Raw genomic sequence first — 23,636 nt, forward strand, 5'->3', positions numbered from 1 at the left:
AGGAGATTGTTCTTCTTCCTTTTATTTGACAGTTGTTTTTCTAAAGTTATAAATAGAACGACCTACACTCCCACAGCGTGGGTGGTGATTGCAGCATTACCAAAGTAACCCTGCAAGAACCGTTTTTACTCCTCCAGCCGCCTTCCTTTTTTGCAAACCTTATAGTATTGGAGGTGATCAAAACTTCTATTTGTTCTAAACTGACAGCGTGGGTGGTGATTGCAGCGTTACCAAAGTAACCCTGCAAGAACCGTTTTTACTCCTCCAGCCGACTTCCTTTTTTGTAAACCTTATAGTATTGGAGGTGATTAAAACTTCTTTTGGCCTAAACTGACAATGTGGGTGGTGATTGCAGCGTTACCAAAGTAACCCTACAAGAACCGTTTTTACTCCTCCAGCCGCCTTCCTTTTTTGTAAACCTTATAGTATTGGAGGTGAATAAAACTTCTTTTGCCTTAAACTGACAGCGTGGGTGGTGATTGCAGCGTTACCAAAGTAACCCTGCAAGAACCGTTTTTAACTCCTCCAGCCGCCTTCCTTTTTTGTAACCTTATAGATCTGGAGTTGAGTAACATTTTTTTTGCCCTAAACTGACAGCGTGGGTGGTGATTGCAGCGTTACCAAAGTAACCCTGCAAGAACCGTTTACACTTTCCAAGCCGGCTTTTTCTTTTTTTGTAAACCTTATAGATCTGGAGTTGAGTAACATTTTTTTTGCTTTAAACTGAAATACTTTACTGGGTGGTAAAATTTTTGTATTTGGTTAGAATCTTATTGCTGTCCCTGGCGTTGCTATTATGGAAGGCCTAATCAGTTACAAAAAAAATCAATTAAATATTCTTAGGCTTAGTTTTAAGTAAGCGATTTGTTATTCTGCTATAACCACAGTATAATTCACATAAATCAAATCATTTTCATATTTAATTGAACTGCCTACCTCATTTCGATTAAAGCTTGAAAAACTGCTGTTTACTCAACAATTAGTTTAAGGCTAAATTATTATTGATGCAAACTATGACCTGTAGGTTTTAATTTCCAATTTTGTTTCCACGCTATATTTATTATATTTAATAATCCAATACATTAATCTCCTCCACAATTTTTAGTTATGATTGAAAATCCTGAAATCGATCTGGCTTGGAACTTCGTCAATTATACCGATAGGAATATTTTTCTGACCGGGAAAGCAGGGACTGGAAAAACTACGTTTCTACATAGGTTAAAAACGGGTTCCTTAAAGAGGATGGCAGTTGTTGCACCTACCGGAGTGGCGGCTATCAACGCAGGAGGGGTAACTATTCATTCTTTTTTTCAGTTGCCATTTGGGCCCATATTACCCGAGTCTGCAAATACGCAAGACAATTCTTTCTCTAAAAAATTCAGTAAAAAGAAAATCAATATTATTAAGTCTTTAGATTTGTTGGTTATAGATGAAGTAAGTATGGTGCGAGCTGATTTACTCGATGGAATAGACCAAGTTTTGCGTAGGTTTAGAGATAGAAGCAAACCCTTTGGTGGCGCCCAACTTTTAATGATTGGTGACTTGCAACAGCTTTCGCCAGTAATTAAAAATGATGAATGGCAGCTTTTAAAACAATACTACAGCACAGGATTTTTTTTTGGAAGCAATTCTTTTCAGAACTCGAATACGCTTACCATTGAATTGAAACACATCTACAGACAAGAAAGTGAAGATTTTATAACAATATTGAACGAAATTAGAAATAATTCCTTGACTCACGAATCTTCCGAAATACTCAACAAACAGTATATTCCCGAGTTTTCGGCACATAATGGCGCTGGGTATATCACTTTGACCACCCATAACAATAGAGCCGACAGAATTAATGCTGCAGAACTGAAAAAGCTGAAAACGAAAAGCTTTATTTACGACGCAGAAATAGATGGAAAGTTTCCCGAATATACCTATCCCACTCATTCGGAGCTGGAACTCAAGATAGGTGCGCAAGTTATGTTCGTTAAAAATGACAGCTCTCCGGAAAAGCGTTATTTCAATGGAAAGATTGGGACTGTGGTCGATTTAGACGAAGGTGAAGTGCTAGTGCGATGTCCCGATGATAAATTTGATATTGTAACCAGCCCAGAAATATGGAAGAATATTCAATATTCCATAAATCCAAAGACAAAAGAAATAATGGAAGATGAAATTGGTTCATTTACACAAATTCCGCTGCGTTTGGCTTGGGCTATAACTATTCATAAAAGTCAGGGGCTCACTTTTGAAAAAGTAATTATCGATGCCCAAGAAGCCTTCGCCCACGGACAAACCTATGTAGCTTTAAGCCGATGCAAAACTTTGGAAGGGATAGTTTTAACTGGTCCGCTCTTCCAAAAAAGTATTATCAACAATCGTGAAGTCGCTTCCTTTAACAAAAATGCCGAAGAGAACCAGCCAGATTCTTCTATTTTGGAAACTTCGCAGATAGTATATCAACTTAATTTGATTAACGAAATTTTTAATTTCCATTCTTTTCTACAACCGGTTAGTAGAATTATAGATATATGCTTTATAAATAAAGGCAGCATTAGCGGAAATTTATTCGATCAATTAACCATTTTAAAAGAAAAAGGTGTGACCGAACTTTTAAAAGTTAATACGAAATTCCAAATTCAAATAAAAAACTTAAGTGAACACGAGGCTCCAGAAAATAATGTTATACTACAGGAACGCTTCAAAAAAGCGGTTTTTTATTTTGAAAAGCACCTAGAAAATTTTATTGTACAACCTTTAGCTAATTTAAATTTTGCAACAGATAATAAAGCAATTAAAGAAGATATTACAAATCAGCTTAATAATTTGGAAGAATTGATAGCTGTAAAACAATATTGCTTTAAAGGTTTAAAAAAAGGTTTCAATACCTCAAAATACCTTGATTTACGGGCTAAAGCTGCACTACAAGAAGTAGAAATACCAAAACGGAAAAACGCCGACTTTATCCCTTCAATTGAAAATAATCAATTATTTGAATTTCTGCGAGAACTGCGCACCAAGTTTTCGGAAGAAGAAGCTATTCCGCCCTATCAAGTTTTTACCCAAAAAGCGCTTTTTGAAATGTGCGAAGTATTACCAACAAACGTAAAGCAATTGCGACAAATTTCCGATATCGGAAAAGTTAGACTTAAAAAATACGGTGCTGCAATCCTGGAGGTAATTAATCAATACTGTGAAGATAACGCAATAACCATAAATAAGGAAACCAAATTGGTTCCTAGAAAAAGCGAAACACAGAATATCTCCTTCAAATTATTCAAATCGGGTATGAGCGTTGCTGAAATTGCTAAAGAACGAGGTTTTACAATGGGCACTATTGAAGGGCATCTCAGCACTTTTCTTGCTACGGGTGAAATTAAAATTACCGAATTAATGCCTGTGGAAAAATATCTTGAACTCAAAAAAATAATGGAAACCGAAGACTACAAGGGTTTCGGCGATTTAAAAAGCAAAATTGACGATAAATTCACTTATGGTGACTTACGAATGGTTGCCAATGTACTTCAGCTCAAGAAAGGCGCGAAATCTCAAGCCAATTCATCTAAAGTAAATTAAATAAAATAAGCAATGATCACAGCTAGGATAACTGCTGTCATTTTAGAGAGATTGAACTTATGGTTTTTAGAACTTTCAAAAAGTATTGTTGTTGAAACGTGTAAAAAGATTCCGATTACTATTGCTGTTATTGGCGTTTCGTATTGATGAAAGAAGTCATAATGAGTCGAAAGATAGTTTCCTAGAGGTGTCATTAAGGCAAAAAAGAATAAGAATAACAATGTAGTCGATTTTCGATACCCAGCGGTTATAAAAAAGAAGGATAGTATGATGGCGACAGGCACCTTATGAATAATAATAGCTGTTAGTAAATTGTTTTCTTCCGAGATAGGAAAACCTTCCATAAAGGCATGTATGCCCAAACTTATAAAGAGTATCCAAGGAAAATGTTTGTTTTCTGAATGTAGATGAATGTGTCCGTGTTCGGCCCCCTTAGAAAAAAACTCTAGAAATATTTGCAAGAGTATTCCGAGCATTATATATACTCCAATACTTTTAGAATGGTCTTCAAATACGTGTGGTAACAATTCAAAAACTGTTATAGATAATAGAAATCCACCGCTAAAGGCTAGAAAAACTTCCATATTGCGCATTTCTTTTTTCTTTAAAAAAAGTGCGACTATGTAACCTATTACTACGGCTAAAAAAAGTAAAATATAATTCATTAGTTAAAAATCAGGATTAATCTTTCTGAGGTGTTTTCATCAAATTTATTGAGTTTGTAATCTCCAAATACTGCTTTTAACGTTACTCCAGCCTTCTCAAAGTAGTCTTTAAAGCCTTCCAATCTTAATGCTTTTACTCTTTCAGTAAAACAATAGTCATCTCCTTCATCATTAAATCGGATATTTTTTATGATATAACCATCTTCAACATATTTTTCAATATCAAATAAGATTCCACCAACTTCTTTTTTTTCTGAAGGAACTAATTTTTTTATAGCTAATTCGACATTTAAAAAATCTATAACCCCATATCCGTTTGGTTTTAATTCAGATTTAATTGCTTTAATTGTCCTTAAGTTATCTTCTTCTTTTTCAAAATAACCAAAACTTGTATAAAGATTAAATACAGCGTCAAATTTTTTTGGAAATGGTAAACACATATCGTGGACTTCAAATTGGAGTCTAGGTTTTTCGTATTGTTTGGCATAAGCAATACTTTCTTCAGAAAGATCTACTCCTGTTACATTAAATCCTTGTCGGTATAAATATTTTGAATGTCTGCCCTTTCCACAGGCAAGATCTAGAATACTGTCGTTCTCTTTTAATTTTAAATAATTAGTGAGCGTGTTCATAAACAACGCCGCTTCTCTGTGGTCTCTATCTTTGTAGAGAATATGGTAATAAGGCGTGTTAAACCAGGAAGCGTACCAATTGTTTTTTTCTTTTTGCATAGTTATCGTTTCGCACTGCTAAAATACTGTATTTTTGCAGTAAAACTGATTATATATTATGGTAAAGAATTTTAAAATGGTAGCTAAGACCCTTTTCGGGATGGAAGAGCTACTGGCTCAGGAACTTCGTCAATTAGGAGCGTCTTCGATTGAATTAGGGACCCGAAATGTTTCCTTTGAAGGAGACACTGGCTTTATGTATAAAGCAAACTTATGCTGCCGTACTGCAATTAAAATTCTGAAGCCAATTACAGCCTTTAATATTTTCACAGAAGAAGATTTATATAAAAAAGTCTATGAGATGCCCTGGGAAAACTATATGGACGTAAAAGGTTCATTAGCAGTGAATGCTACTGTTTTTTCAGATGTATTTACACATTCTCAATATATCGCTTTAAAGACAAAAGATGCTATTGTAGATCGTTTTCGCGATAGGGAAGGAGTTAGGCCAGATGTGGATTTAGACCACCCTACTTTACGTATAAATGTACATATAGATCGTAATATCTGTACTATTTCACTAGATAGTTCTGGAGAATCATTACACAAACGTGGTTATAAAGTAGAAAGTACTCTTGCCCCAATAAATGAAGTTTTAGCTGCAGGTATTTTAATGTTATCTGGTTGGCAAGGGCAGTGTGACTTTTTAGATCCAATGTGTGGGAGTGGCACTATGTTGACTGAAGCTGCATTGATAGCGTGTAATATTCCACCAAATCTAAATCGTGAGGAATTTGGTTTCGAAACTTGGCCAGATTTTGATATAGATTTATATGAGAAAATAGAAGAAGCAGCTCTTAAAAAAGTTCGTGATTTCCCTCATAAAATTTATGGTTTCGATTCTGATCCTGTTGCTGTTCATAAAGCTAAGGAGAATATAAAAAGTGCAAATCTTCAAGAATTTATTGAGGTAAGACAACAAGATTTTTTTGAAAGTAAAAAGCAAGGCGAAAAGTCGTTGTATATGGTTTTCAACCCACCGTATGATGAAAGAATATCTGTAAATGATATTCGGGAGTTTTATAGCTCTATTGGGAATACATTAAAGCGTGGGTATCCTGGGACTCAGGCTTGGATGATAACTTCAAATATGGAAGCGCTTAAATTTGTTGGACTTCGACCTTCAAGAAAAATTAAATTGTTCAACGGAAAATTAGAATCCAAACTTGTGCGATACGAAATGTATGAAGGAAGTAGAAAAGCGTCTAAGCAATAAAATTTAAGATTAATCTCCTATTCAAGAAAATTTTCCTCTAAAAAATTAGTCTATTTCTAAAATATCGCCTTGGTGATTAATCGTGAAATCGGTTATCGGCCTAGTAATAAGTTGATGATTGAAATTTCTATTGAATGCACTTTGCGAATCACTTCTTTGCTATGACTGAAAAGTGATTTTTTTACTTTACAAAATACTTTGCTATATCGGCAAAGGCACATCAAACTGGCTCAACTATTATCTTGGATTTTAGGTATAGTATAAAGCTTAAAAAACCTATATATGCCGCTATAACTACATTGCCACTGAAGCGAATTATTATGGAACTGGTTTCCTTGTATATTGAGAAAAACATAATTTATTCTTGTATTATTAAATAATAAATTGTATTTATGCAATATCATTACGAGTTTCTTAATTGAAACAGCAACCTGCCTAAACAGGCGAAGGTGCTAAAACGATGAGCCAGTCCGGGAAAAATATGTTATCCTACACATTTCATTTGTTTTTTTGTAATGGTTTAATTTTTTAATTAAATCTATTATGGAACATCTTATATTAAGCATAAAGGAGAGAGAACTGCATATCTCAAACTTCTTAGAAGTTTTTAAAACCTTGTGTGACGAGGAACTTATAGGAGCCTACAAAAATGCACTTAAAACCAACACAGGTGGCGAGCACCTTCAGGGTTTACGTATACAAGCTATGCGTAAAGCAATTTTCAGGAGATTAAATAAAACACCAGTTGATTTTAAAGATACCGTTTTAAGCACTAACGAAAACTCTGATATTCCAAATTTAAGTGTAGAAATAAAAGATCCAAAAATTCAAATCGTCAAGGAGATAAAGAAAAAATTTACTACAAAAACAGATACTGAGTCTCAGGTAATTGTTCATATCGATTCGGGGCCATATCGCGATAGCCAAAGATTGCGAATTTGGGATAACACTTATCTAAAATGTAAGCAAACTGCAAGAACGTCTAAGTTGCTTTTTAGTGAAAATATTGCAATATACCCTAAATGGAGTTTTGTTGCATCTGGTACGATTTTCTCGTTTACCCTAATCTTCGAAAACCTTCCTAAAGAATGTCTCTCTTTTGATTTAATTGAAAATATACCAGAAATGGGTGGATTCTTTTTTAAAGGAATAAGGAGGAACAATCCGAACGTTTATCACTTACGGATGTAGAAAATTTTAAGCAACTTATAGCAGACTGAAACTATACGAGATGTTTTAAAGCAATTTGGATTGCGCTATGATAATCAAATCTCCTACTCTAAACAAGAAGTTTATAATTACTTTTCAATTATTTAATCTATGTAAAGGGTAGTACCATAAAAGTGTTTTTATAAACTAATATCACAACAACTAAGAATTAATAAATAATATGAATACCATTAATGTCAAATTAACCAATTCAAAAATCTCACAACCAATTGATGTGGTTGTTGCTACTATAGAAAAAGATTTCATTGATGTATCAGAAATTGTTACACAAAATAGATTTCCTTATTTGTTATGCTTACCAGCTGAGAGTGTCGTGGCTTTATTAGATTTCACCAATGTATCACCCTATGAGATTTGGTATTTCGATGATGAATTTAAATTCTCAGGAAAAGGATTTAGTTTGATTTCGGGTAAAGGATCTTTTAGAATTCAAACACGTGCGAAGTATATTGTTTTGTGGAATCTCAAAAGCCAGTATTATAACAAGCACGCTCCTAAAAAATGTAATGAAGTTAGTTTGATAATATAATTCTGAATTTATGGAAAATAAAAATAATACATTGGAAAACGGGCCTGAATTTCTAGATAGCGACCAGATGCCCTTTGTCTTTTCAAGCCTTATAATAAATGTGGCGTCGGTTAACAAGAAGTTTGGAACATTGATAGACTTTATTTCAAAGTTTGATTTAAATGGACAGACTAATGGAAAACTCTTAATAGTAGCTGAGATAGTCACTCCACCTGGCAACCTTATTCAAATAGTTGAAAATCGGCTTCGCCCTTTGAATTTTGTAAATAAGCTGGATTATGTATTTGTTGACGAAGAGTTAATACGTGGTGCTGGAGGTTCATATACACCTTACCTTAATCAGCCTCACCTTGCTTGTAAGAATATTCCTTGGTTAGGCAGCTTGATTACAGCAGATGGGAACTTTGTTTGGTATAAAGAAACAGTTGAGAAAGAGATTGAAGCATATAATTTTCCATTCGTTAAATTTAATGTTTGGAAACAAATAGGTGTACAGAAGGCAGAAAAATCTGTTCTAAGAAGTGCCAAAATGAACCATATGCCTATTTCAGAATCTAGAGTAGAATATATTAAGAAGCTGTCTAAGCTTGACGATTTAGGGCTTATAGAATTGTTTAATACGTACGTTGGTCGAAAACATTTCAGCATTAGAATGCAAATGGATGTATGGCTACTCCAGGATGAGTTTATAAAAAGGAATTTAGATTATAGTGTGATATTCGATGGTAAGTCATTCTCATTTGCCAAGAAGATAAAATTAGAGGGAAAAAAAGTAATTACTATATAGAAAAACAAACTTATGAAACATAAACATCACATAGTGTTTTTTACAGGTGCAGGTATTAGTCAGGAAAGTGGTATTCGCACTTTTAGAGATAACAACGGACTTTGGTCCAACCATAAAGTTGAAGACGTTGCGTCTATAGAAGGCTTTAGTAAAAACCCACAACTTGTATTGAACTTTTATAATGAAAGAAGAAGGGAGGTTGAAAAAGCTCAGCCAAATTTAGCGCACAAATTAATTGCTGAACTAGAAGACAAGTATGAAGTGTCTGTGATTACACAAAATGTGGACAACCTACATGAAAGAGCTGGCTCTACAAATGTTTTGCATTTGCATGGTGACCTGACTAAATGTAGAAGTATTAAAGATGAAAACCTTATTTACCCGTATACTAAAGATATTCAAGTTGGTAATTTGGCAGCCGATGGAGGTCAATTAAGACCACATATAGTATGGTTTGGCGAAGAAGTTGCGGAAATTGAGAAAGCCATTTCAATAGTTGAAACGGCAGATTTGTTTGTAATTGTAGGAACTTCAATGGTAGTGCAACCAGCGGGATCATTGTTACTGTCTGTTCCTGTAGATGCTCAAACAGTTTATATCGACATAAAGCCTGATGTGGAAGATGGTATAAATCTGTTAGTACTTAAAGAAAAAGCCACAACAGGGGTAAAGCTGTTGGTCGAAGAGTATCTGCCTTAAACATTCGAACTATTATTTATGTAATTTTTTATTGTGAAACCGGGGAGATTATAAAGAACATATGATCTCCATAGGCACCAGTCCTGCAATTAGAAAACCACAGGCTGCGTCCTAGCTTTGTGATTTTATTCCGAAATTTTGAGCGAGCTCAATTTCTTCATAAAATAACAAAACCACACCTATTGGCGTGGTTTTCTAAGTAATCAGTGGAGCCGGGGAGATTATAAAGAACATATGATCTCCATGGGCACCAGTCCTGCAAATAGAAAACCACAGACTGCGTCTTAGCTTTGTGATTTTATTCCGAAATTTTGAGCGAGCTCAATTTCTTCATAAAATAACAAAACCACGCCTATTGGCGCGGTTTTCTAAGTGATCAGTGGAGCCGGGGAGATTCGAACTCCCGTCCAAACGTGCAACCATAATGCTTTCTACATGCTTAGTTTTCAATTAGGTTTTCGAGAGATTGCCGGTCGAAAACTACCAACGCACTCCTTATCTTTACTTGAGTTTCACGATGCCATCAAAGCACTAACATCGCTAGGTTTACTTTTACGAAGCCACTAAATCAACCGCCGTAAACCAAGGCCGTTGAGTGACTTCCTGCTTGCCCACCTTGTGGGCCGAGGCACATCCTACTATGATTCAGATTATGCAGCTAGGGCGTAGTTATTCTCGCCGTTTAAAAAGTGTGAAATATGATATTTACGAGCTATATCCCAGCGCTCGGCATGCTTACAATACAATTAGACCCGCTGTCAAAACCAGTCGGCCCCATTTATTTGTCAGTGATTTTTAGAGAATTAACAGAAATAAACAAGGTTTACGCTACCTTTTCTCTATCATCTAGCTACTAACAAACGTGCAAAGATACAAGAAATCTATTACATTTGCATTCCTAGAAATTCCATTATTCATTTGTTCAAAAAATATACCAAAATGCCAATAACCTTTGCTATTATAAAAGAACGTAAGAATCCGCCAGACCGTCGTGTAGTTTTTTCACCAGAAATGTGTCAAGAAGTCATAAAGGAGTTTCCCGATGCCCGTATTATCGTTGAATCTTCGGATGTTCGTGTTTTTCCTGATGAGGCTTATCGCAATGCAGGCTTTGACGTTTTGGATGATGTGTCTGAGGCAGATGTAATGTTGGGAGTAAAGGAAGTTCCGGTTGAGGCGTTAATTCCTAATAAAAAATATTTCTACTTCAGTCATACAATTAAAAAACAGCCCTATAACCGTGAGTTATTAAGGGCAATGCTGGAAAGAAATATAGAAATGTTCGATCATGAAACTATAGTAAATAAATCTAATAAGCGATTAATTGGATTCGGTTATTACGCTGGACTAGTTGGTGCTTACAATGGAATTAGAGGCCTAGGTTTACGTGATAATTTATATGCATTACCTAAGGTTGAAAACTTGCCAGATTTAAATGCTGTTAAGGCAGCCTTAGATAAAATTACCATCCCGAACATGAAAATTGTTCTTTCAGGGACAGGAAAAGTAACCAAAGGAGCAAAACGAGTTCTAGACCATTTAAAAATTCGTGAAGTAAGTGATGAAGATTACCTAACTAAAGAATTTGATGAGCCTGTATATTGCTTGATTGATGTTTCTGAATACAATAAACGCAAAGATGGGGGTGAGTTCAATAAAAGAGAATTTTATAAAGATCCCTCAGGCTATGAAAGTGATTTTATGAAATATGCGAAGGTGAGCGATATGTTTATTTCTGGCCACTTTTATGGAAATAATGCTCCTTATCTTTTTACAAGAGAAGATGCTAGAAACCCTGAATTTAAAATCAATTTTGTTGCTGATGTTTCTTGCGATATCGATGGTCCCGTGGCTTGTACAATTCGAGCATCAACTATTGCTAATCCGTTTTACGGTTACGACCCAGTAACCGAAAGTGAAACCGAGCTAGGAGCTCCTGGGTCTATAGCGGTTATGGCTGTAGATAATTTACCATGCGAATTGCCAAAAGATGCTAGTGAAGGTTTTGGCGAGATGTTTATGGAACACGTAATGCCAGCCTTTTTTAATAACGATAAGGATGGTGTTTTGAAGCGTGCACAAATGACGACTAGTACAGGAAAGCTAACTTCTAATTTTAAATACCTTAACGATTATGTAAATGGTGTTGAGTAAATAATGAATTAAATAATTGTAAAAATTCTAAATTATTGAAACACATAAAAAAATAGCAATAGTAACAGGAGCTGCTTCGGGCTTGGGGTTCGAACTTGCTTTGTTATTAGCAAGGGATGGGTATGATTTAATTTTAGCAGATATTGATGCAGACAAACTGCAACAAGCTAAAGAAAATCTTGCAAGTCAATACGCTTCAGAAATTCAACTTATTGTAAAGGATTTGAGTAAGAATAATGTTGCAGAACAAATTTTTGAAGCTACTCACGGCAAACCTATAGACGTATTAATTAATAATGCAGGTTTTGGAATATTTGGAACTTTCAGTAATACCGATTGGCAGCGTGAGATGGATATGCTAAACCTTCACGTGATGACTACCACACATTTAACCAAATTAGTTTTAAAGGGAATGCTTGAAAGAGGTGAGGGGAGAATTTTAAACATGTCCTCTCTTGCCGCATTTCAGCCGGGCCCGTTGATGTCCTTGTACTATGCATCTAAAGCCTATATTCTTTCTTTCTCAGAAGCTATAGCCAATGAGTTAAAAGGAACTGGCGTAACGGTTACCTGTTTATGTCCTGGACAAACCAATACTTCATTTCAGCAAGTAGTTTCAAATGGTGCTGAGGCATCGAATAATAAAATTAAATTCAATATAGGATGTCCTAAAGAGGTAGCTAAATATGGTTATGAAGCAATGCTCAAGGGAAAAGTTGTGGCAGTTCCAGGTAAAATTAATAGGTTTCTATCTAGACTTCCTCGCTTTCTACCGAGACGTACTTCAACTGCCATAATTCGTAAAATACAAGAAAAGAATCGGGATCATTAGTGACTTACTACTATTGAATGTCAAATTCTTTTTAAGTGAATGGGCTCTTCGTTTTGAACTTTAATTAATTCAGTAAAAAATTCTTGTAGAGATTTATAAGCTTCTGGAGCAAAACTTGGATTGTTCAGTTTTACACTAAGTCGGATATTTATTTTACTCCCTGAAACATCGTATACCACTGAAAACTCGCCATCGTTTTCTGGAAGTTTTAGAATCTTATTGGCAGGAACTTTTTCAATTTTATATTGATCATTTACATCTATAGCTATTAAGTAGTTGTTCATTACCGGAAAACCAAAATCTATAGGGTAAATTCTTTCTTTTTTCACAAAAGGATTTTCACCAAAATAGGTTTCCATTAAAAACGGATATAGATAAAGATTATCTGCTATTGGCTGTTCGTGAAGCACTAAATTAAAGGTCTCTTTGTACGGCTTGTCTAGGTCTTTTTCATTTTCAATTTTAAGATCGGAAATCTCCAAGCTTTCATTTCTACTTTGTTTCTTTCTGTCGATTATATCTTTTCTGTAATCGTTGTACTCTTTCCGTTCTACAACCGATACATATCCCGTAGAAACTTGACTTGCTTTCCCAGTGAATAATCCAGATTCGTCTGCAGTAAGTTGCATATTTACATAATGTAGATTTTTGTTAAAAGGAATGATGTTTTCCCAATAACTACCTTTGTTAAAGTCCATTAAACGTCCTTCTGTACTAAGGGCGCGAAAGGGTAAGACGCCAAAGGGCGTGAATTTGTCTGTTGCGTCTAGAAAGTACTTGTTACCTTGAATTTCTAAAACTACAATTGCATAAATAAAATCGGCAATTACAGGGTATTGTTTTGTAGGAAGGGCGTATTCTCGGGTAGAAATAAGCATTGTATTCACATTCAGACCTGCTGCATCAAGGGCGTTGTATAGAGCGAAATTAATCTCATGACTGTTTCCAGATTTTTCATTAAATGCATCTTTTACGCGTACGTCTTCCGAGTACCCATATCGTCCATTCCAATTCATATTACTTTGAATGTAGTAATAAATGTCTTTTGCTTTTTCAACCTTATCTTGCTTTGATAATAACGAAGCTGGAAGTTCATTTTTAAAGAACTTAGAATATTTAAGTTGTCGCCCGTAATTTTTATCGTATTGAAAATGTTTATCTACATCTTTCCATTCGTTGGTATATCGGTGAACAGTTCGATTAAAGTCTACAAATTCAATAAGCTCGTATTTCATGCTAGCTAAATAGTTGTCGGGAGAAAGCATAAACTTTTCCTCTTTTACGGCTGGTACATTTATCATAGCGTAAGTCGCTTTTTCACAATCGGCGTGAACATCAAAGCCTTCAATAGAGAAACAGGCTTTAGATTTAATTGCGTCGTTAATATATAAAGGTAGATTTCCGTAAAGCGTTCTATTGTATTTAAAATTACCAGGAATGTCGGTATACAGTTCTACATATAATTTTGGAAGTGGTCCTTGAAATTTCCAACCTCGAATATTTGAAAAATAAGTAGATTCTACTCGGTAGGTATATTCTAAAATACTACCGTTCTGTATGTTTGGGAAAGTAAATTTTTTAATCGACCATTTGGGGGTTTCATCTGTAGTAAAAATATCCTTATCACTCACAAATGTCTTTACAGCACCATTATGGGTTATCGCGGTAATTTTAGTGACTTTTTCACTGTTATTTTTTTTGTTGTAAAATGGTATTCTTACTGTCGCTTGATCGAATTTGCTAATATCAAACACTTTTGTCTTTACGTGAACCTCTTTAATTAGTTTCACTTGATTATCCACTAGTTCTACATAATTTTTAGCGCTTTCAAAAAGAACAACTCCAGCTGCTTCAGGATCTTGATTATACGAATTTATTTTGAAGTCTTCGGAAGTAGGTTCGCCAAACACCGCAGTTTTTCGTGATTGTGAAAATGTAAAAGTAAAAACAAATAAAAATAAAATTAGGATACTGTGTTTGAAGTAAAGCATATTGGTATTATAAGGAATGGTTGGATTATATTTTTTTTAAAATTATAGGTTCATCTTTCAGCATGGTAACCATAGTGCCAAAAAATTCTTTGAGGGCTGGGTATGCTTCGGGAGCATAACGATATGAATTTAATTTCATATTAAAACGAATATTCACTTTGTTGCCATCAGCTATATAGGTTACAGAACATTCACCATCATCACCTTGCAGTTTTATGCTTCTACTATCTGGAAGATGTTCAACTTTATATTTATCGTCTAAATCTATTGATACCAAATAAGTATTAGTAAACGGAAACCCAAAGTCTATGGGGTAATTTCGCTTATTCAAATTAAATGGGTTTTTAGAAATATAAGTTTTATTGAAAAAAGGATGAAGTATTACTTTGTCGCCTATTATTTCAGGTTCAACAGTTACCTCATAGTTTTCTTTAAGCGGTTTCTCAATATTATAAAGCTCCTCTATTTGAAAGTTTTCGACCTCAATTCCAGCGCTTTTATTTTCTTGAGTTTTTATGTATTGTTGTAGCGTTGCTTTTTCAATTGTATTTCGTTTTTCAAATCCTATATAACCATAATTAGCCTGATTTACTACTCCTTTAAAATGTCCGTTTGTATCGGCTAAAATTTTTGAATGTGCAAATAGAATGTTTTTATTATAAGGCTTTATAGGCATCCAATAACTGCCTTTGTTAAAGTCCATTACCCTACCGTGTATATTAAGAGCGCGAAAAGGAATTATACCAAAAGGTGCTTGTTTATTTGTAGCGTCTAATAATATAAACTCATCGTTTATCATCAGTACTGAGATCACATAGTTAAAATTTGAAAGGATTGGATAAACTTTTGTAGGTAAGCCATTTTTACGTGTGGACAATAACACAGGTTTAGCTTTAAGGCCGGCGGCTTCTAAGGCATTTACTAAAGATAAATTTATAGCAGATACACTTCCTAATTTATCTTTGAAAGCTTCTTTTACGTTTACATTATAGTTAAAGTACTGTTCATTCCAAGTGTATTCATTTTGAATAAATCTATATACAGCTTTAGCCCGTTCTAGTTCGTTTTCAATATTTAAAATATCTTTTGGTAATTTTCTTCTAAAATAGTTTTTTCGCACAAGTTGATCACCAAAATCCTCGTCCTCTTTAAATAGCTTATCTATATCATTCCAATTTCGGGTAAAAACTTGTTTTTTCCATTCAACATTAAAACTCTTAAATGATACAGGTTCGTAAACTATTCTTGAAACGTAATTTTTTTTTCCAAGCATATAGTCTTCTTCGCTAAAAGAGGGAATATTCTCCATTGAGAATAAGTGAACTTCAGAATCAACTCTCCTATCATCTGGAAGCTTAAAACCATTTTTTTTAAGGGCTGTGTTGTTAATTACTAATTTCTGATCACCATATAATATACGGTTATACTTAAAATTGACAGGAATTACTGTTTGAAATAAACTATAAATTGTAGGTAATTCATGTTGAAATTCCCACCCATTAAGATCATAAAAAAACGGACTTAATTTGGTGTATTTGTATTCTAAAATACTTCCATCTTGAACATTTGGAAAGGTAAATTTTAATGATTTTCTGGTATTCGACTCCTCTACGGTAAAGAATGCACTTTCGGGGACATGGCTTTGGTTGGTGCCATTGTGCGTTATAGCTTCATATTCTAAAACTTCTTCTTTATACCTGCCATTTCCTTCATAATAGGAAATAGTTACATCGGAATAATCAAATTTTTTAGCATTAAAAACTTTAATCTTTCTATAAACTTCTTTAACTAAATAAATACGAATACCGACAGACTTAGCGTAATAATTTCCCGATTCATATAAAATTGCACCTGGAGAATCAGGTTCAGGATCATATTTATTTATTGCAAAATCATGACTAGTGGGTTCTCCAAATTTTTTATAACGTGGACTTTGAGCGTGCAAGGAATAAAAGGTTAGAAGTAAAACTAGAAAAAAGATCTTTTCAGATTTCATAAAATAAAAAACAGATATCCTTCGCAAAATAAAATATTTATTACTCCTACAAAACTTTTAAAGTGGTTTTAAGGGAAAAAGGAAGTATTAATAAGTAGTGACCAAAATTATATACATCATACTTTCGTAAATGCTTTTTTTGTATTAAAAGGTTTAGTTAGGGGTTTAGGATCAGGGAATTACACATGTTTTATAAAAAACTCTCATTTTTTTAAAAATTGGGGGATTTCCCCCTTGTAGCGCGTTTACAAAAGTTACATCTTTGCATCACTAGACATTAATTGGGGAGTTAATATGTAGTATTCTAAAAAAAAGGTTGTCTTTAATAGACAGCCTTTTTTATTTTAAAGGAGTGTTTGGTTGCTTAAGGAAAGTAGGTCAGTAACAATTCTATCTGAGTGAATTGCTTAAATATTATTCTTCTTTTTTATACCTAACTAGTGAAACAGCCATCTTTCGTTAGAGTTTTTTATTAAAATATTGAAAATCAGGGGTTAGTTGTAAATTTAGGGGGATTTACCTCTTGTTTTGTATGTGTAATTAAACTGATATTTGAATACTTATTTAATTGGGGAGTTAATAAGTAAAATATCTAAACTCTTATAGCTTAATTGTTATTTAGAATTGGATATAAAATGTAAGAGTCTTTTTTATAAGGATTTTTAGCCAAAAGTGCCCTACCAATTTGAGGAGATGGTAGGGCACTTTATTTTATTTATAAATTATGTATAGCTTCTACAATCAATCCTTATTTTAAATAGGAGTACAGTTACAGTTGGTTAATTGTTTTTCTAATCGCTACAAGATCTGATAGTAGTTTTTCAAGTAAATTTAGATTTAACATATTGGCACCATCGCTTTTTGCATTTGCAGGATCGAAGTGGGTTTCAATAAATATCCCATCTACGCCAGTTGCAACTCCAGCCTTTGCAATTGTAGAAATCATTTCTGGGCGTCCACCTGTAACTCCAGCCGATTGATTTGGTTGCTGTAAACTGTGAGTCACATCTAAAACTACTGGCGCGTATTGTTTCATAGTAGGAATGCCTCTAAAGTCCACAATCATATCCTGATAACCAAACATTGTTCCGCGGTCGGTAATTAGTACTTGCTGGTTATTAGAATCTGTAACTTTAGTAACCGCGTGCTTCATGCTTTCAGGACTCATAAATTGTCCTTTCTTCAAATTCACAACTTTTCCTGTATTAGCAGCAGCCACAACTAAGTCTGTTTGACGAACCAAAAATGCAGGGATTTGCAATACATCAACATATTCCGCAGCCATTGCTGCATCACTTACTTCGTGAATATCGGTAACTGTTGGTACATTAAAAGTGTTGGATACTTTTTTGAGAATCTTTAATGCTTTTTCGTCGCCAATTCCTGTAAAGCTATCAATCCTACTTCGGTTTGCTTTTTTAAAACTACCCTTAAAAATGAAAGGAATTTCAAGCGTGTCGGTAATTTTTACAATTTTTTCAGCAATCTGCATTGCCATCTCTTCACCTTCAATAGCACAAGGTCCTGCAAGTAAGAAAAAATTGTTGGAATTGAGGTGTTTTATATGGGGGATTAATTCGAGTTTCATATTTTATTTTTAACACTGTAAAGATAGTTATTTTACACTTCTGATATAATGCATATATTATTTGATGTTAATAATTGAAAATTAACTTGTTTGCTTAAATAAAAATAAAATGTTAACTTTTGTTTCTAATCCACTTATAAACACTACTTTTGCACCCTCCAAAAAAAAGGAGGAAGTTTATGAAAATTAAAAACATCGCCATTATTGCCCACGTTGACCACGGTAAAACTACCTTGGTTGATAAAATTATGCACCACTGTAGTCTTTTCCGTGAAAACGAACAGTCTGGTGAGCTTATCTTAGATAACAATGATCTTGAACGTGAAAGAGGAATTACTATTACTTCAAAAAACGTTTCTGTAGTTTATAAAGACACAAAAATAAATATTATCGATACTCCTGGTCACGCCGATTTTGGTGGTGAAGTAGAAAGAGTATTGAATATGGCCGACGGAGTATTACTTTTAGTAGATGCTTTTGAAGGACCAATGCCACAAACTCGATTTGTATTGCAAAAAGCTATCGATCTAGGTTTAAAGCCTTGTGTGGTTGTAAATAAAGTAGATAAAGATAACTGTACTCCAGATGACGTGCACGAATCTATTTTCGACCTAATGTTCGAATTAGGTGCTGAAGAATGGCAACTTGATTTCCCTACTGTTTACGGTTCGGCAAAACAGAACTGGATGAGTGATGATTGGAAAAAACCAACCGATTCTATTGAGCCATTATTAGATATGGTTTTAGAGCACGTGCCTTCATTTGAAGCAGAAGAAGGGTCGCTACAAATGTTGATTACATCTTTAGACTTTTCTTCATTTACAGGAAGAATTGCAATTGGTCGTTTACAAAGAGGTGTATTAAAAGAAGGTTTACAAGTAGCCTTAGTGAAGCGAGATGGTACTATTGTAAAGTCTAAAATAAAAGAAATCCACACTTTTGAAGGGATGGGCCGTAAGAAAGTTACGGAAGTGCAACCTGGAGATATTTGTGCTTTAGTAGGTCTTGAAGGTTTCGAAATTGGTGATACTATTGCCGATGCAGAAAATCCTGAAGCACTACAAACTATAGCGATTGATGAGCCTACAATGAGTATGCTTTTCACGATTAACGATTCACCTTTCTTTGGAAAAGATGGAAAATTTGTTACCTCGCGCCATATTAAGGAAAGACTTGAAAAAGAATTAGAGAAAAACCTTGCGTTGCGTATGGTGCCGACGGATAGTGCCGATAAATTTATGGTTTTTGGCCGTGGCGTTTTGCACCTTTCAGTTTTAATTGAAACTATGCGTCGTGAAGGTTATGAACTTCAAATTGGGCAACCACAAGTTATTGTTAAAGAAATTGACGGTGTAAAATGTGAGCCAGTTGAAGAAATGACTATCGATTTACCTGAAACCGTAAGTGGAACCGCTATTAATATGGTGACCATTCGTAAAGGGGAAATGCTGAGTATGGAAGGAAAAGGAGATCGTATGGTTTGTAAATTCGTTATTCCATCTCGTGGTATTATTGGTTTGCGTAACCAATTACTTACAGCAACTGCAGGTGAAGCAATTATGACACACCGTTTTCTAGAATACCAACCGCTAAAAGGTGGAATTCCAGAAAGACAAAACGGATCTTTAGTTTCTATGGAAACAGGAACTGCGATTCCTTATTCTATAGATAAGTTACAAGATAGAGGTAAGTTTTTTGTAGATCCAGGTGAAGATATTTACGAAGGGCAGGTAATTGGTGAAAACTCTCGTCAAGATGATATGACCGTGAACATCACTAAAACTAAAAAACTTTCGAACGTACGTTCTTCTGGAGCTGATGATAAAGCGAAGATTGTTCCTGCAATTAAGTTTTCATTAGAAGAAGCTTTAGAATACATTCAAAAAGATGAATACGTTGAGGTTACTCCTAACCACTTGAGAATTCGTAAGATTCACTTAAAAGAGGTTGATCGTAAGAGAAACAAAATATAATAAAAGGTAAATAACCTTTTTTATAAAGGACGTAAGACAATTGATTTTAGTTTTTAAACTAAATTCAAGTCTTACGTTTTTTTTTGGAACAATCTTTTTGCAAATGCATCAGACCTAATGTAAGCTAATGGCTATATTTGCAAAAAAAAATACCTTAAGATTAATTCCTGAACTTTTATGGCCGAAATGCTTTTTAATCCTTACTTAGAATTAATTTTCGATGAACACTTTTGTTTTCTTACTGGAGATTTAACAAATGAAAAAATGTCGGTTTTCCCTCAGTGGTTAATGGATCATTTTAAGTTTGGAGATGAAAAGATTGAGATGATGGATAAAACCAAGTCTTATACATATGCCGATTTGGAATTACCGTGTTCGCCTAAAGTGAAAAAAGCTTTTGATGAATTAGACCTTAAAATTCAAGAAGCATACAAAGATGGCTATGAAGGAATGGCGACGCTAGACGAAGAGCTTGTTTTCCAATGGTCGGGCAGAATGGTGTATGGCTTGCTTTATTACGAAATGCTATATGAAAGAGATAGGCTATTACGCTTAGGTGAAGATTTTAAACTCTCGCTAGCCTTAAGAGAGCGTTTTGGACAATTTCACCTAATGCTTCAATCTATTATCGAGCCTGTTTCATTTGTTGGAAAAAAGCCCTGGAGTATTGCAATTTTCCCGCTTAAGTATTCAGCGGATATCTTTAGCTACCGCGATGATGCTATTAACTTGATGTTTTCGTTTGGTGTAAATGGCTTCGGATTTATTGCTTCTTTGCAAGACGCTGGTATCATTGGTGAAAGTCAAAAAGATATTCTAGATAAAATGAAAGGACACGTATTACATCCTATTCAATTTGAAGAGTTATATGCACGTTTCCACTATTCCGACTATATTCTACAGTACAAGCCTGAGTTTAATATTGAAAGTAGTGAAAATGGGATTACTATTGAGGCGCTTCCAATAGAAGGTACTGCTGAAAAACCAATTTTTGGATTTTGGGATGAAAATATTTTTGCACAGTTGCTTTCTAATTATTGGAGTGTCTATGGTATAGAGCGAGAAGATATTCTTAGGTTTCAGAAACCACCGCTAAGTTTTTTAGAAAATCCGTATTCTAAAGAATTTATCAAACCAGAGACTATTACTTTACCTTTTTAGAAGCTCTAGAGTATTTAAATTATTACAACAAGCATTTAAGAAAAGCTGCTATTTTTTTAATCCTAGGATGCTGAAAAATAAGCTAAACAAAATTACTTGCACGCCTAATAGCATTAGGGTAATTGCGGGAATAACGCTTCGGAGGGTAGAAGTATTTTCTATATCTCCAAAATTTATTGCTTGCCAATCAAAATAGGCAGAAAAGCTTAGTATTATTCCAATTATCACTAGTATAGCCCCAACAATTAAACCTTTCTCTAAATTGATTAATTTAAAGAGTTTGTCATATTTATTCGATTTTGGGAGCAATTCATTTTCTACGGTAAACACTTTAGTGAGGCCATAAAAAAGAATAAATTGAAAGCCAATCAACACAAACCCTGATGTGAAGATAAGTGTATGAACCCCAAAATTCACTGAGCCTATGCTAACCGTGCCAAACAGTAAAAAACTAGAAGTTATAATCCCAAAGATAAAAAGTAACAATCCTGGGATTAAAAAGAGCCAATTAGGACTGTAAAGCACTAAAAACCGTAAATGTCTCCATCCATCTCGCCAAGTATTTAAATGCGGAGGGCGGGAGCGTCCATCTGGAGAGAGAATGGTGTTAACCTCAGTAATTTTTAAGTCTTTAAGGCTGGATTTTACAATCATCTCACTGGCAAACTCCATTCCTGTAGTTTTAAGCTCCATTTTGTAATAGGCTTCTTTACTAAACCCACGCAGACCACAATGAAAATCTCCAATTTTACTTTTAAAGAATAGCCTTCCAATAAATGAGAGCACAGGATTCCCTAAGTATTTATGAAGAAAAGGCATAGCCCCTTTTTTAATACCACCTTTAAAACGGTTACCCATTACTAAATCATACCCTTCACGAAGTTTTATCACATAAGGCATCAGGTTGCTAAAGTCGTAACTGTCATCGGCATCACCCATAATTACATACTTTCCATTTGCAGCTTCAATGCCCCCGCGTAAGGCGCTTCCATAACCTTTTTGAGGCACATTAACCACCGTTGCGTTTAGGTCAGTTGCTATTTTTTGAGAACCATCGGTGCTGCCATTATCCGCAATAATTACTTCCCCGTTAATATTTTCGCGTTCAAAAAACGATTGCGCTTTATTTATGCAAACTGCAAGTGTTTCAGCTTCGTTCAGACAAGGCATTACTATGCTTAGTTCTATATTCATCTTGTGTAGGTTATTTTTTTAGAGAGTAATACTATTATAATAAATGCCATTGCAAAATTATAGAATATATACCTCATAATTGTATGAACTGCCACAGCTACAATTAATGCATTAGATAATATTAAAAGACTTCCAAAAAACAGTAAACCGTTTTCTAAATTAAATTTTTTCAAACATTTTAAGCCGCTGTAAATACAGATAATAACAAAGAAAATAAAAATAAATACCGAATAAAAGCCGTGCATTACACTGGTGAAATAAAGCGAAATATAATCTTTAAAATGTGCTTTTAAGAGTACCGGAAACATTTGCTTCGCAGCTATTTCTGTATCTATAGCGCTTTTAAAGGGATCGTTTTCATCTTTGTAATATTCCCTCCCTATATTGTGAAAACTTTGATTGCATATATAAGGAAAGTTATCGTGAAAAACTTGATATTTTTGGCTATAATCCCCTTCAACTTTGGAGCTCAATAACCCTAAACTATCTATGCGTTTATACGTTTTAAGAAAGATAGCTGTATGGGCTGGGTTTTCAAAAAGTAAACTGTCTTTTTTCTCTGAAATATACAGAGGAAGCGTAAGAGCATTTGTAAAGGTAAAGGGTGTAGTAATAAAGTGTTTATGAACTGCTTTTCTATAAATGGCGTCTAGGGTGCTGGTTATTATGGGTAGTAGGATAAGCAACAACAAATATTTTAAATGCGATTTTCTGAAAATATTTTTCTTGTGTTTCAGAAGTAAGAGGAAAACAATAATTGGAACGATAATTACAAACTGCCCACGAGTTAGTGCTAAAGCAATAAAGACGGCTGAAAAGAAATAAATTCTTTTTGTTTTCTCTCTAAATAGAAAGTCTATTGCGAAGGATATTAATAATAAATATAGCGGGTACGAAAGTCCTTCGGAAGCTAAGTTGTTTGCGGTAAGTAAGGGAGGAAATATCGGGAATAATAGGATTGCTAATAATAGCAACTCCAATACAAAGTTTAGTTTCAGTAAATTTGAGATGTTTTTAAAGAAAACTTGAATAGAACCTAAAACGAATAGTAATTGAAAAGCCACAACGGCAGTCCAATAATTATTGCCAAAAATAAATTCGAATCCTCTTAAAAACAGCGGGTAGATGGGGTATCGAAATACATCCAGATGCCAATAGCTTCCAGTGTCTGGCGAATATATTGGAGGTTGAAAAACAAAATATGTAAAAACGCCAATATATAGTAATAGCCATAAAATATCCTTTTTTGAAACTTTTATAAACTTTAAAGAATATTTCAATTAATTGGAGGTTTTAATATGTTATTTATAGAACTGTAAAACT

At 34.3% G+C, this 23,636-nt stretch carries 17 protein-coding genes, 1 other RNA gene and 1 riboswitch; of the genes, 10 read left to right on the plus strand and 8 right to left on the minus strand.

Annotated elements, in window-relative coordinates; all coding sequences use genetic code 11:
• The first annotated feature begins 1,107 nt into the window (after positions 1-1,107).
• Positions 1,108-3,567 (plus strand): helix-turn-helix domain-containing protein, encoded by a 2,460-nt coding sequence (locus K8344_RS12390; RefSeq protein WP_237609004.1) that lies wholly within the window; start codon positions 1,108-1,110, stop codon positions 3,565-3,567.
• Here the strand turns inward: K8344_RS12390 and K8344_RS12395 are convergent.
• Together K8344_RS12395 and K8344_RS12400 are read right to left on the minus strand one after the other, a co-directional pair.
• Positions 3,564-4,232 carry a ZIP family metal transporter gene (locus tag K8344_RS12395; protein ID WP_237609005.1) on the minus strand — a complete coding sequence of 223 codons (669 nt, stop codon included), beginning with the start codon at positions 4,230-4,232 and terminating at the stop codon, positions 3,564-3,566. The genes K8344_RS12390 and K8344_RS12395 overlap by 4 nt on opposite strands.
• On the minus strand, positions 4,232-4,963 hold the full coding sequence (locus K8344_RS12400) for a class I SAM-dependent methyltransferase (protein ID WP_237609006.1): 732 nt from the start codon (positions 4,961-4,963) through the stop codon (positions 4,232-4,234). Before K8344_RS12400 ends, K8344_RS12395 begins: the two co-directional genes overlap by 1 nt.
• Positions 4,964-5,021: 58 nt before the next feature.
• Here K8344_RS12400 and K8344_RS12405 point away from each other — a divergent pair, with 58 nt between their 5' ends.
• The 5 genes from K8344_RS12405 (at position 5,022) to K8344_RS12425 (ending at position 9,424) form a co-directional block, all read left to right on the plus strand.
• The gene (locus K8344_RS12405) at positions 5,022-6,179 is read left to right on the plus strand and encodes a THUMP domain-containing class I SAM-dependent RNA methyltransferase (protein ID WP_237609007.1); all 1,158 of its coding nucleotides are present in this window, start codon (positions 5,022-5,024) and stop codon (positions 6,177-6,179) included.
• 395 nt (positions 6,180-6,574) lie between these two features.
• Positions 6,575-6,670, plus strand: a riboswitch (SAM-I-IV-variant riboswitch).
• A 52-nt stretch (positions 6,671-6,722) separates the two neighbouring features.
• Complete coding sequence (locus K8344_RS12410; protein ID WP_237609008.1) at positions 6,723-7,370, plus strand: hypothetical protein; 648 nt, start codon at positions 6,723-6,725, stop codon at positions 7,368-7,370.
• Between the two features lie 199 nt (positions 7,371-7,569).
• Positions 7,570-7,938, plus strand: a complete 369-nt coding sequence (locus K8344_RS12415; protein ID WP_237609009.1) for a hypothetical protein — start codon at positions 7,570-7,572, stop codon at positions 7,936-7,938.
• A gap of 10 nt (positions 7,939-7,948) precedes the next feature.
• Positions 7,949-8,725, plus strand: coding sequence for a hypothetical protein (locus K8344_RS12420; protein ID WP_237609010.1), 777 nt, complete (start codon positions 7,949-7,951; stop codon positions 8,723-8,725).
• 12 nt (positions 8,726-8,737) lie between these two features.
• Entirely contained in the window at positions 8,738-9,424 is a 687-nt protein-coding gene (locus tag K8344_RS12425) for an SIR2 family NAD-dependent protein deacylase (RefSeq protein WP_237609011.1), read from the plus strand.
• Between the two features lie 377 nt (positions 9,425-9,801).
• On the opposite strand, the gene ssrA is transcribed toward K8344_RS12425, so the two are convergent.
• Positions 9,802-10,200, minus strand: a transfer-messenger RNA (tmRNA) gene (gene ssrA / locus K8344_RS12430).
• Between the two features lie 169 nt (positions 10,201-10,369).
• Here ssrA and K8344_RS12435 point away from each other — a divergent pair.
• Positions 10,370-11,578, plus strand: a complete 1,209-nt coding sequence (locus K8344_RS12435; protein ID WP_237609048.1) for an NAD(P)-dependent oxidoreductase — start codon at positions 10,370-10,372, stop codon at positions 11,576-11,578.
• Between the two features lie 58 nt (positions 11,579-11,636).
• Complete coding sequence (locus tag K8344_RS12440; RefSeq protein ID WP_338144603.1) at positions 11,637-12,410, plus strand: SDR family NAD(P)-dependent oxidoreductase; 774 nt, start codon at positions 11,637-11,639, stop codon at positions 12,408-12,410.
• 20 nt (positions 12,411-12,430) lie between these two features.
• On the opposite strand, the gene K8344_RS12445 is transcribed toward K8344_RS12440, so the two are convergent.
• The 3 genes from K8344_RS12445 to kdsA form a co-directional block, all read right to left on the minus strand.
• A complete protein-coding gene (locus K8344_RS12445) occupies positions 12,431-14,401 on the minus strand; it encodes a hypothetical protein (protein ID WP_237609013.1) in 1,971 nt (656 codons plus the stop codon).
• Positions 14,402-14,426: 25 nt separating this feature from the next.
• Complete coding sequence (locus K8344_RS12450; protein WP_237609014.1) at positions 14,427-16,397, minus strand: DUF3857 domain-containing protein; 1,971 nt, start codon at positions 16,395-16,397, stop codon at positions 14,427-14,429.
• Positions 16,398-17,166: 769 nt separating this feature from the next.
• A complete protein-coding gene (kdsA, locus tag K8344_RS12455; RefSeq protein ID WP_237609015.1) occupies positions 17,167-17,985 on the minus strand; it encodes a 3-deoxy-8-phosphooctulonate synthase in 819 nt (272 codons plus the stop codon).
• 179 nt (positions 17,986-18,164) lie between these two features.
• Between kdsA and typA the strand changes: the two genes are divergently transcribed.
• Together typA and K8344_RS12465 are read left to right on the plus strand one after the other, a co-directional pair.
• Complete coding sequence (gene typA, locus K8344_RS12460) at positions 18,165-19,958, plus strand: translational GTPase TypA (protein ID WP_237609016.1); 1,794 nt, start codon at positions 18,165-18,167, stop codon at positions 19,956-19,958.
• Positions 19,959-20,135: 177 nt separating this feature from the next.
• Complete coding sequence (locus K8344_RS12465) at positions 20,136-21,119, plus strand: hypothetical protein (RefSeq protein ID WP_237609017.1); 984 nt, start codon at positions 20,136-20,138, stop codon at positions 21,117-21,119.
• A 48-nt stretch (positions 21,120-21,167) separates the two neighbouring features.
• Here K8344_RS12465 and K8344_RS12470 read toward each other — a convergent pair whose 3' ends face one another.
• Both K8344_RS12470 and K8344_RS12475 read right to left on the minus strand, forming a co-directional pair.
• Entirely contained in the window at positions 21,168-22,313 is a 1,146-nt protein-coding gene (locus tag K8344_RS12470) for a glycosyltransferase family 2 protein (RefSeq protein ID WP_237609018.1), read from the minus strand.
• Positions 22,310-23,593: a glycosyltransferase family 39 protein gene (locus K8344_RS12475; protein ID WP_237609019.1), complete on the minus strand. Its 1,284-nt coding sequence runs from the start codon at positions 23,591-23,593 to the stop codon at positions 22,310-22,312. The genes K8344_RS12470 and K8344_RS12475 overlap by 4 nt, the downstream gene beginning before the upstream one ends.
• Positions 23,594-23,636: the final 43 nt, after the last annotated feature.

This window comes from Aequorivita xiaoshiensis, assembly GCF_022008395.1.
Classification (GTDB): Bacteria; Bacteroidota; Bacteroidia; order Flavobacteriales; family Flavobacteriaceae; genus Aequorivita; species Aequorivita xiaoshiensis.

Coding starts and splice junctions, on each gene's coding strand:
- K8344_RS12390 (WP_237609004.1), top strand. CDS start 1,108: ATGATTGAAAATCCTGAAATCGATCTGGCTTGGAACTTCGTCAATTAT.
- K8344_RS12395 (WP_237609005.1), bottom strand. CDS start 4,232: ATGAATTATATTTTACTTTTTTTAGCCGTAGTAATAGGTTACATAGTC.
- K8344_RS12400 (WP_237609006.1), bottom strand. CDS start 4,963: ATGCAAAAAGAAAAAAACAATTGGTACGCTTCCTGGTTTAACACGCCT.
- K8344_RS12405 (WP_237609007.1), top strand. CDS start 5,022: ATGGTAAAGAATTTTAAAATGGTAGCTAAGACCCTTTTCGGGATGGAA.
- K8344_RS12410 (WP_237609008.1), top strand. CDS start 6,723: ATGGAACATCTTATATTAAGCATAAAGGAGAGAGAACTGCATATCTCA.
- K8344_RS12415 (WP_237609009.1), top strand. CDS start 7,570: ATGAATACCATTAATGTCAAATTAACCAATTCAAAAATCTCACAACCA.
- K8344_RS12420 (WP_237609010.1), top strand. CDS start 7,949: ATGGAAAATAAAAATAATACATTGGAAAACGGGCCTGAATTTCTAGAT.
- K8344_RS12425 (WP_237609011.1), top strand. CDS start 8,738: ATGAAACATAAACATCACATAGTGTTTTTTACAGGTGCAGGTATTAGT.
- K8344_RS12445 (WP_237609013.1), bottom strand. CDS start 14,401: ATGCTTTACTTCAAACACAGTATCCTAATTTTATTTTTATTTGTTTTT.
- K8344_RS12450 (WP_237609014.1), bottom strand. CDS start 16,397: ATGAAATCTGAAAAGATCTTTTTTCTAGTTTTACTTCTAACCTTTTAT.
- kdsA (WP_237609015.1), bottom strand. CDS start 17,985: ATGAAACTCGAATTAATCCCCCATATAAAACACCTCAATTCCAACAAT.
- typA (WP_237609016.1), top strand. CDS start 18,165: ATGAAAATTAAAAACATCGCCATTATTGCCCACGTTGACCACGGTAAA.
- K8344_RS12465 (WP_237609017.1), top strand. CDS start 20,136: ATGGCCGAAATGCTTTTTAATCCTTACTTAGAATTAATTTTCGATGAA.
- K8344_RS12470 (WP_237609018.1), bottom strand. CDS start 22,313: ATGAATATAGAACTAAGCATAGTAATGCCTTGTCTGAACGAAGCTGAA.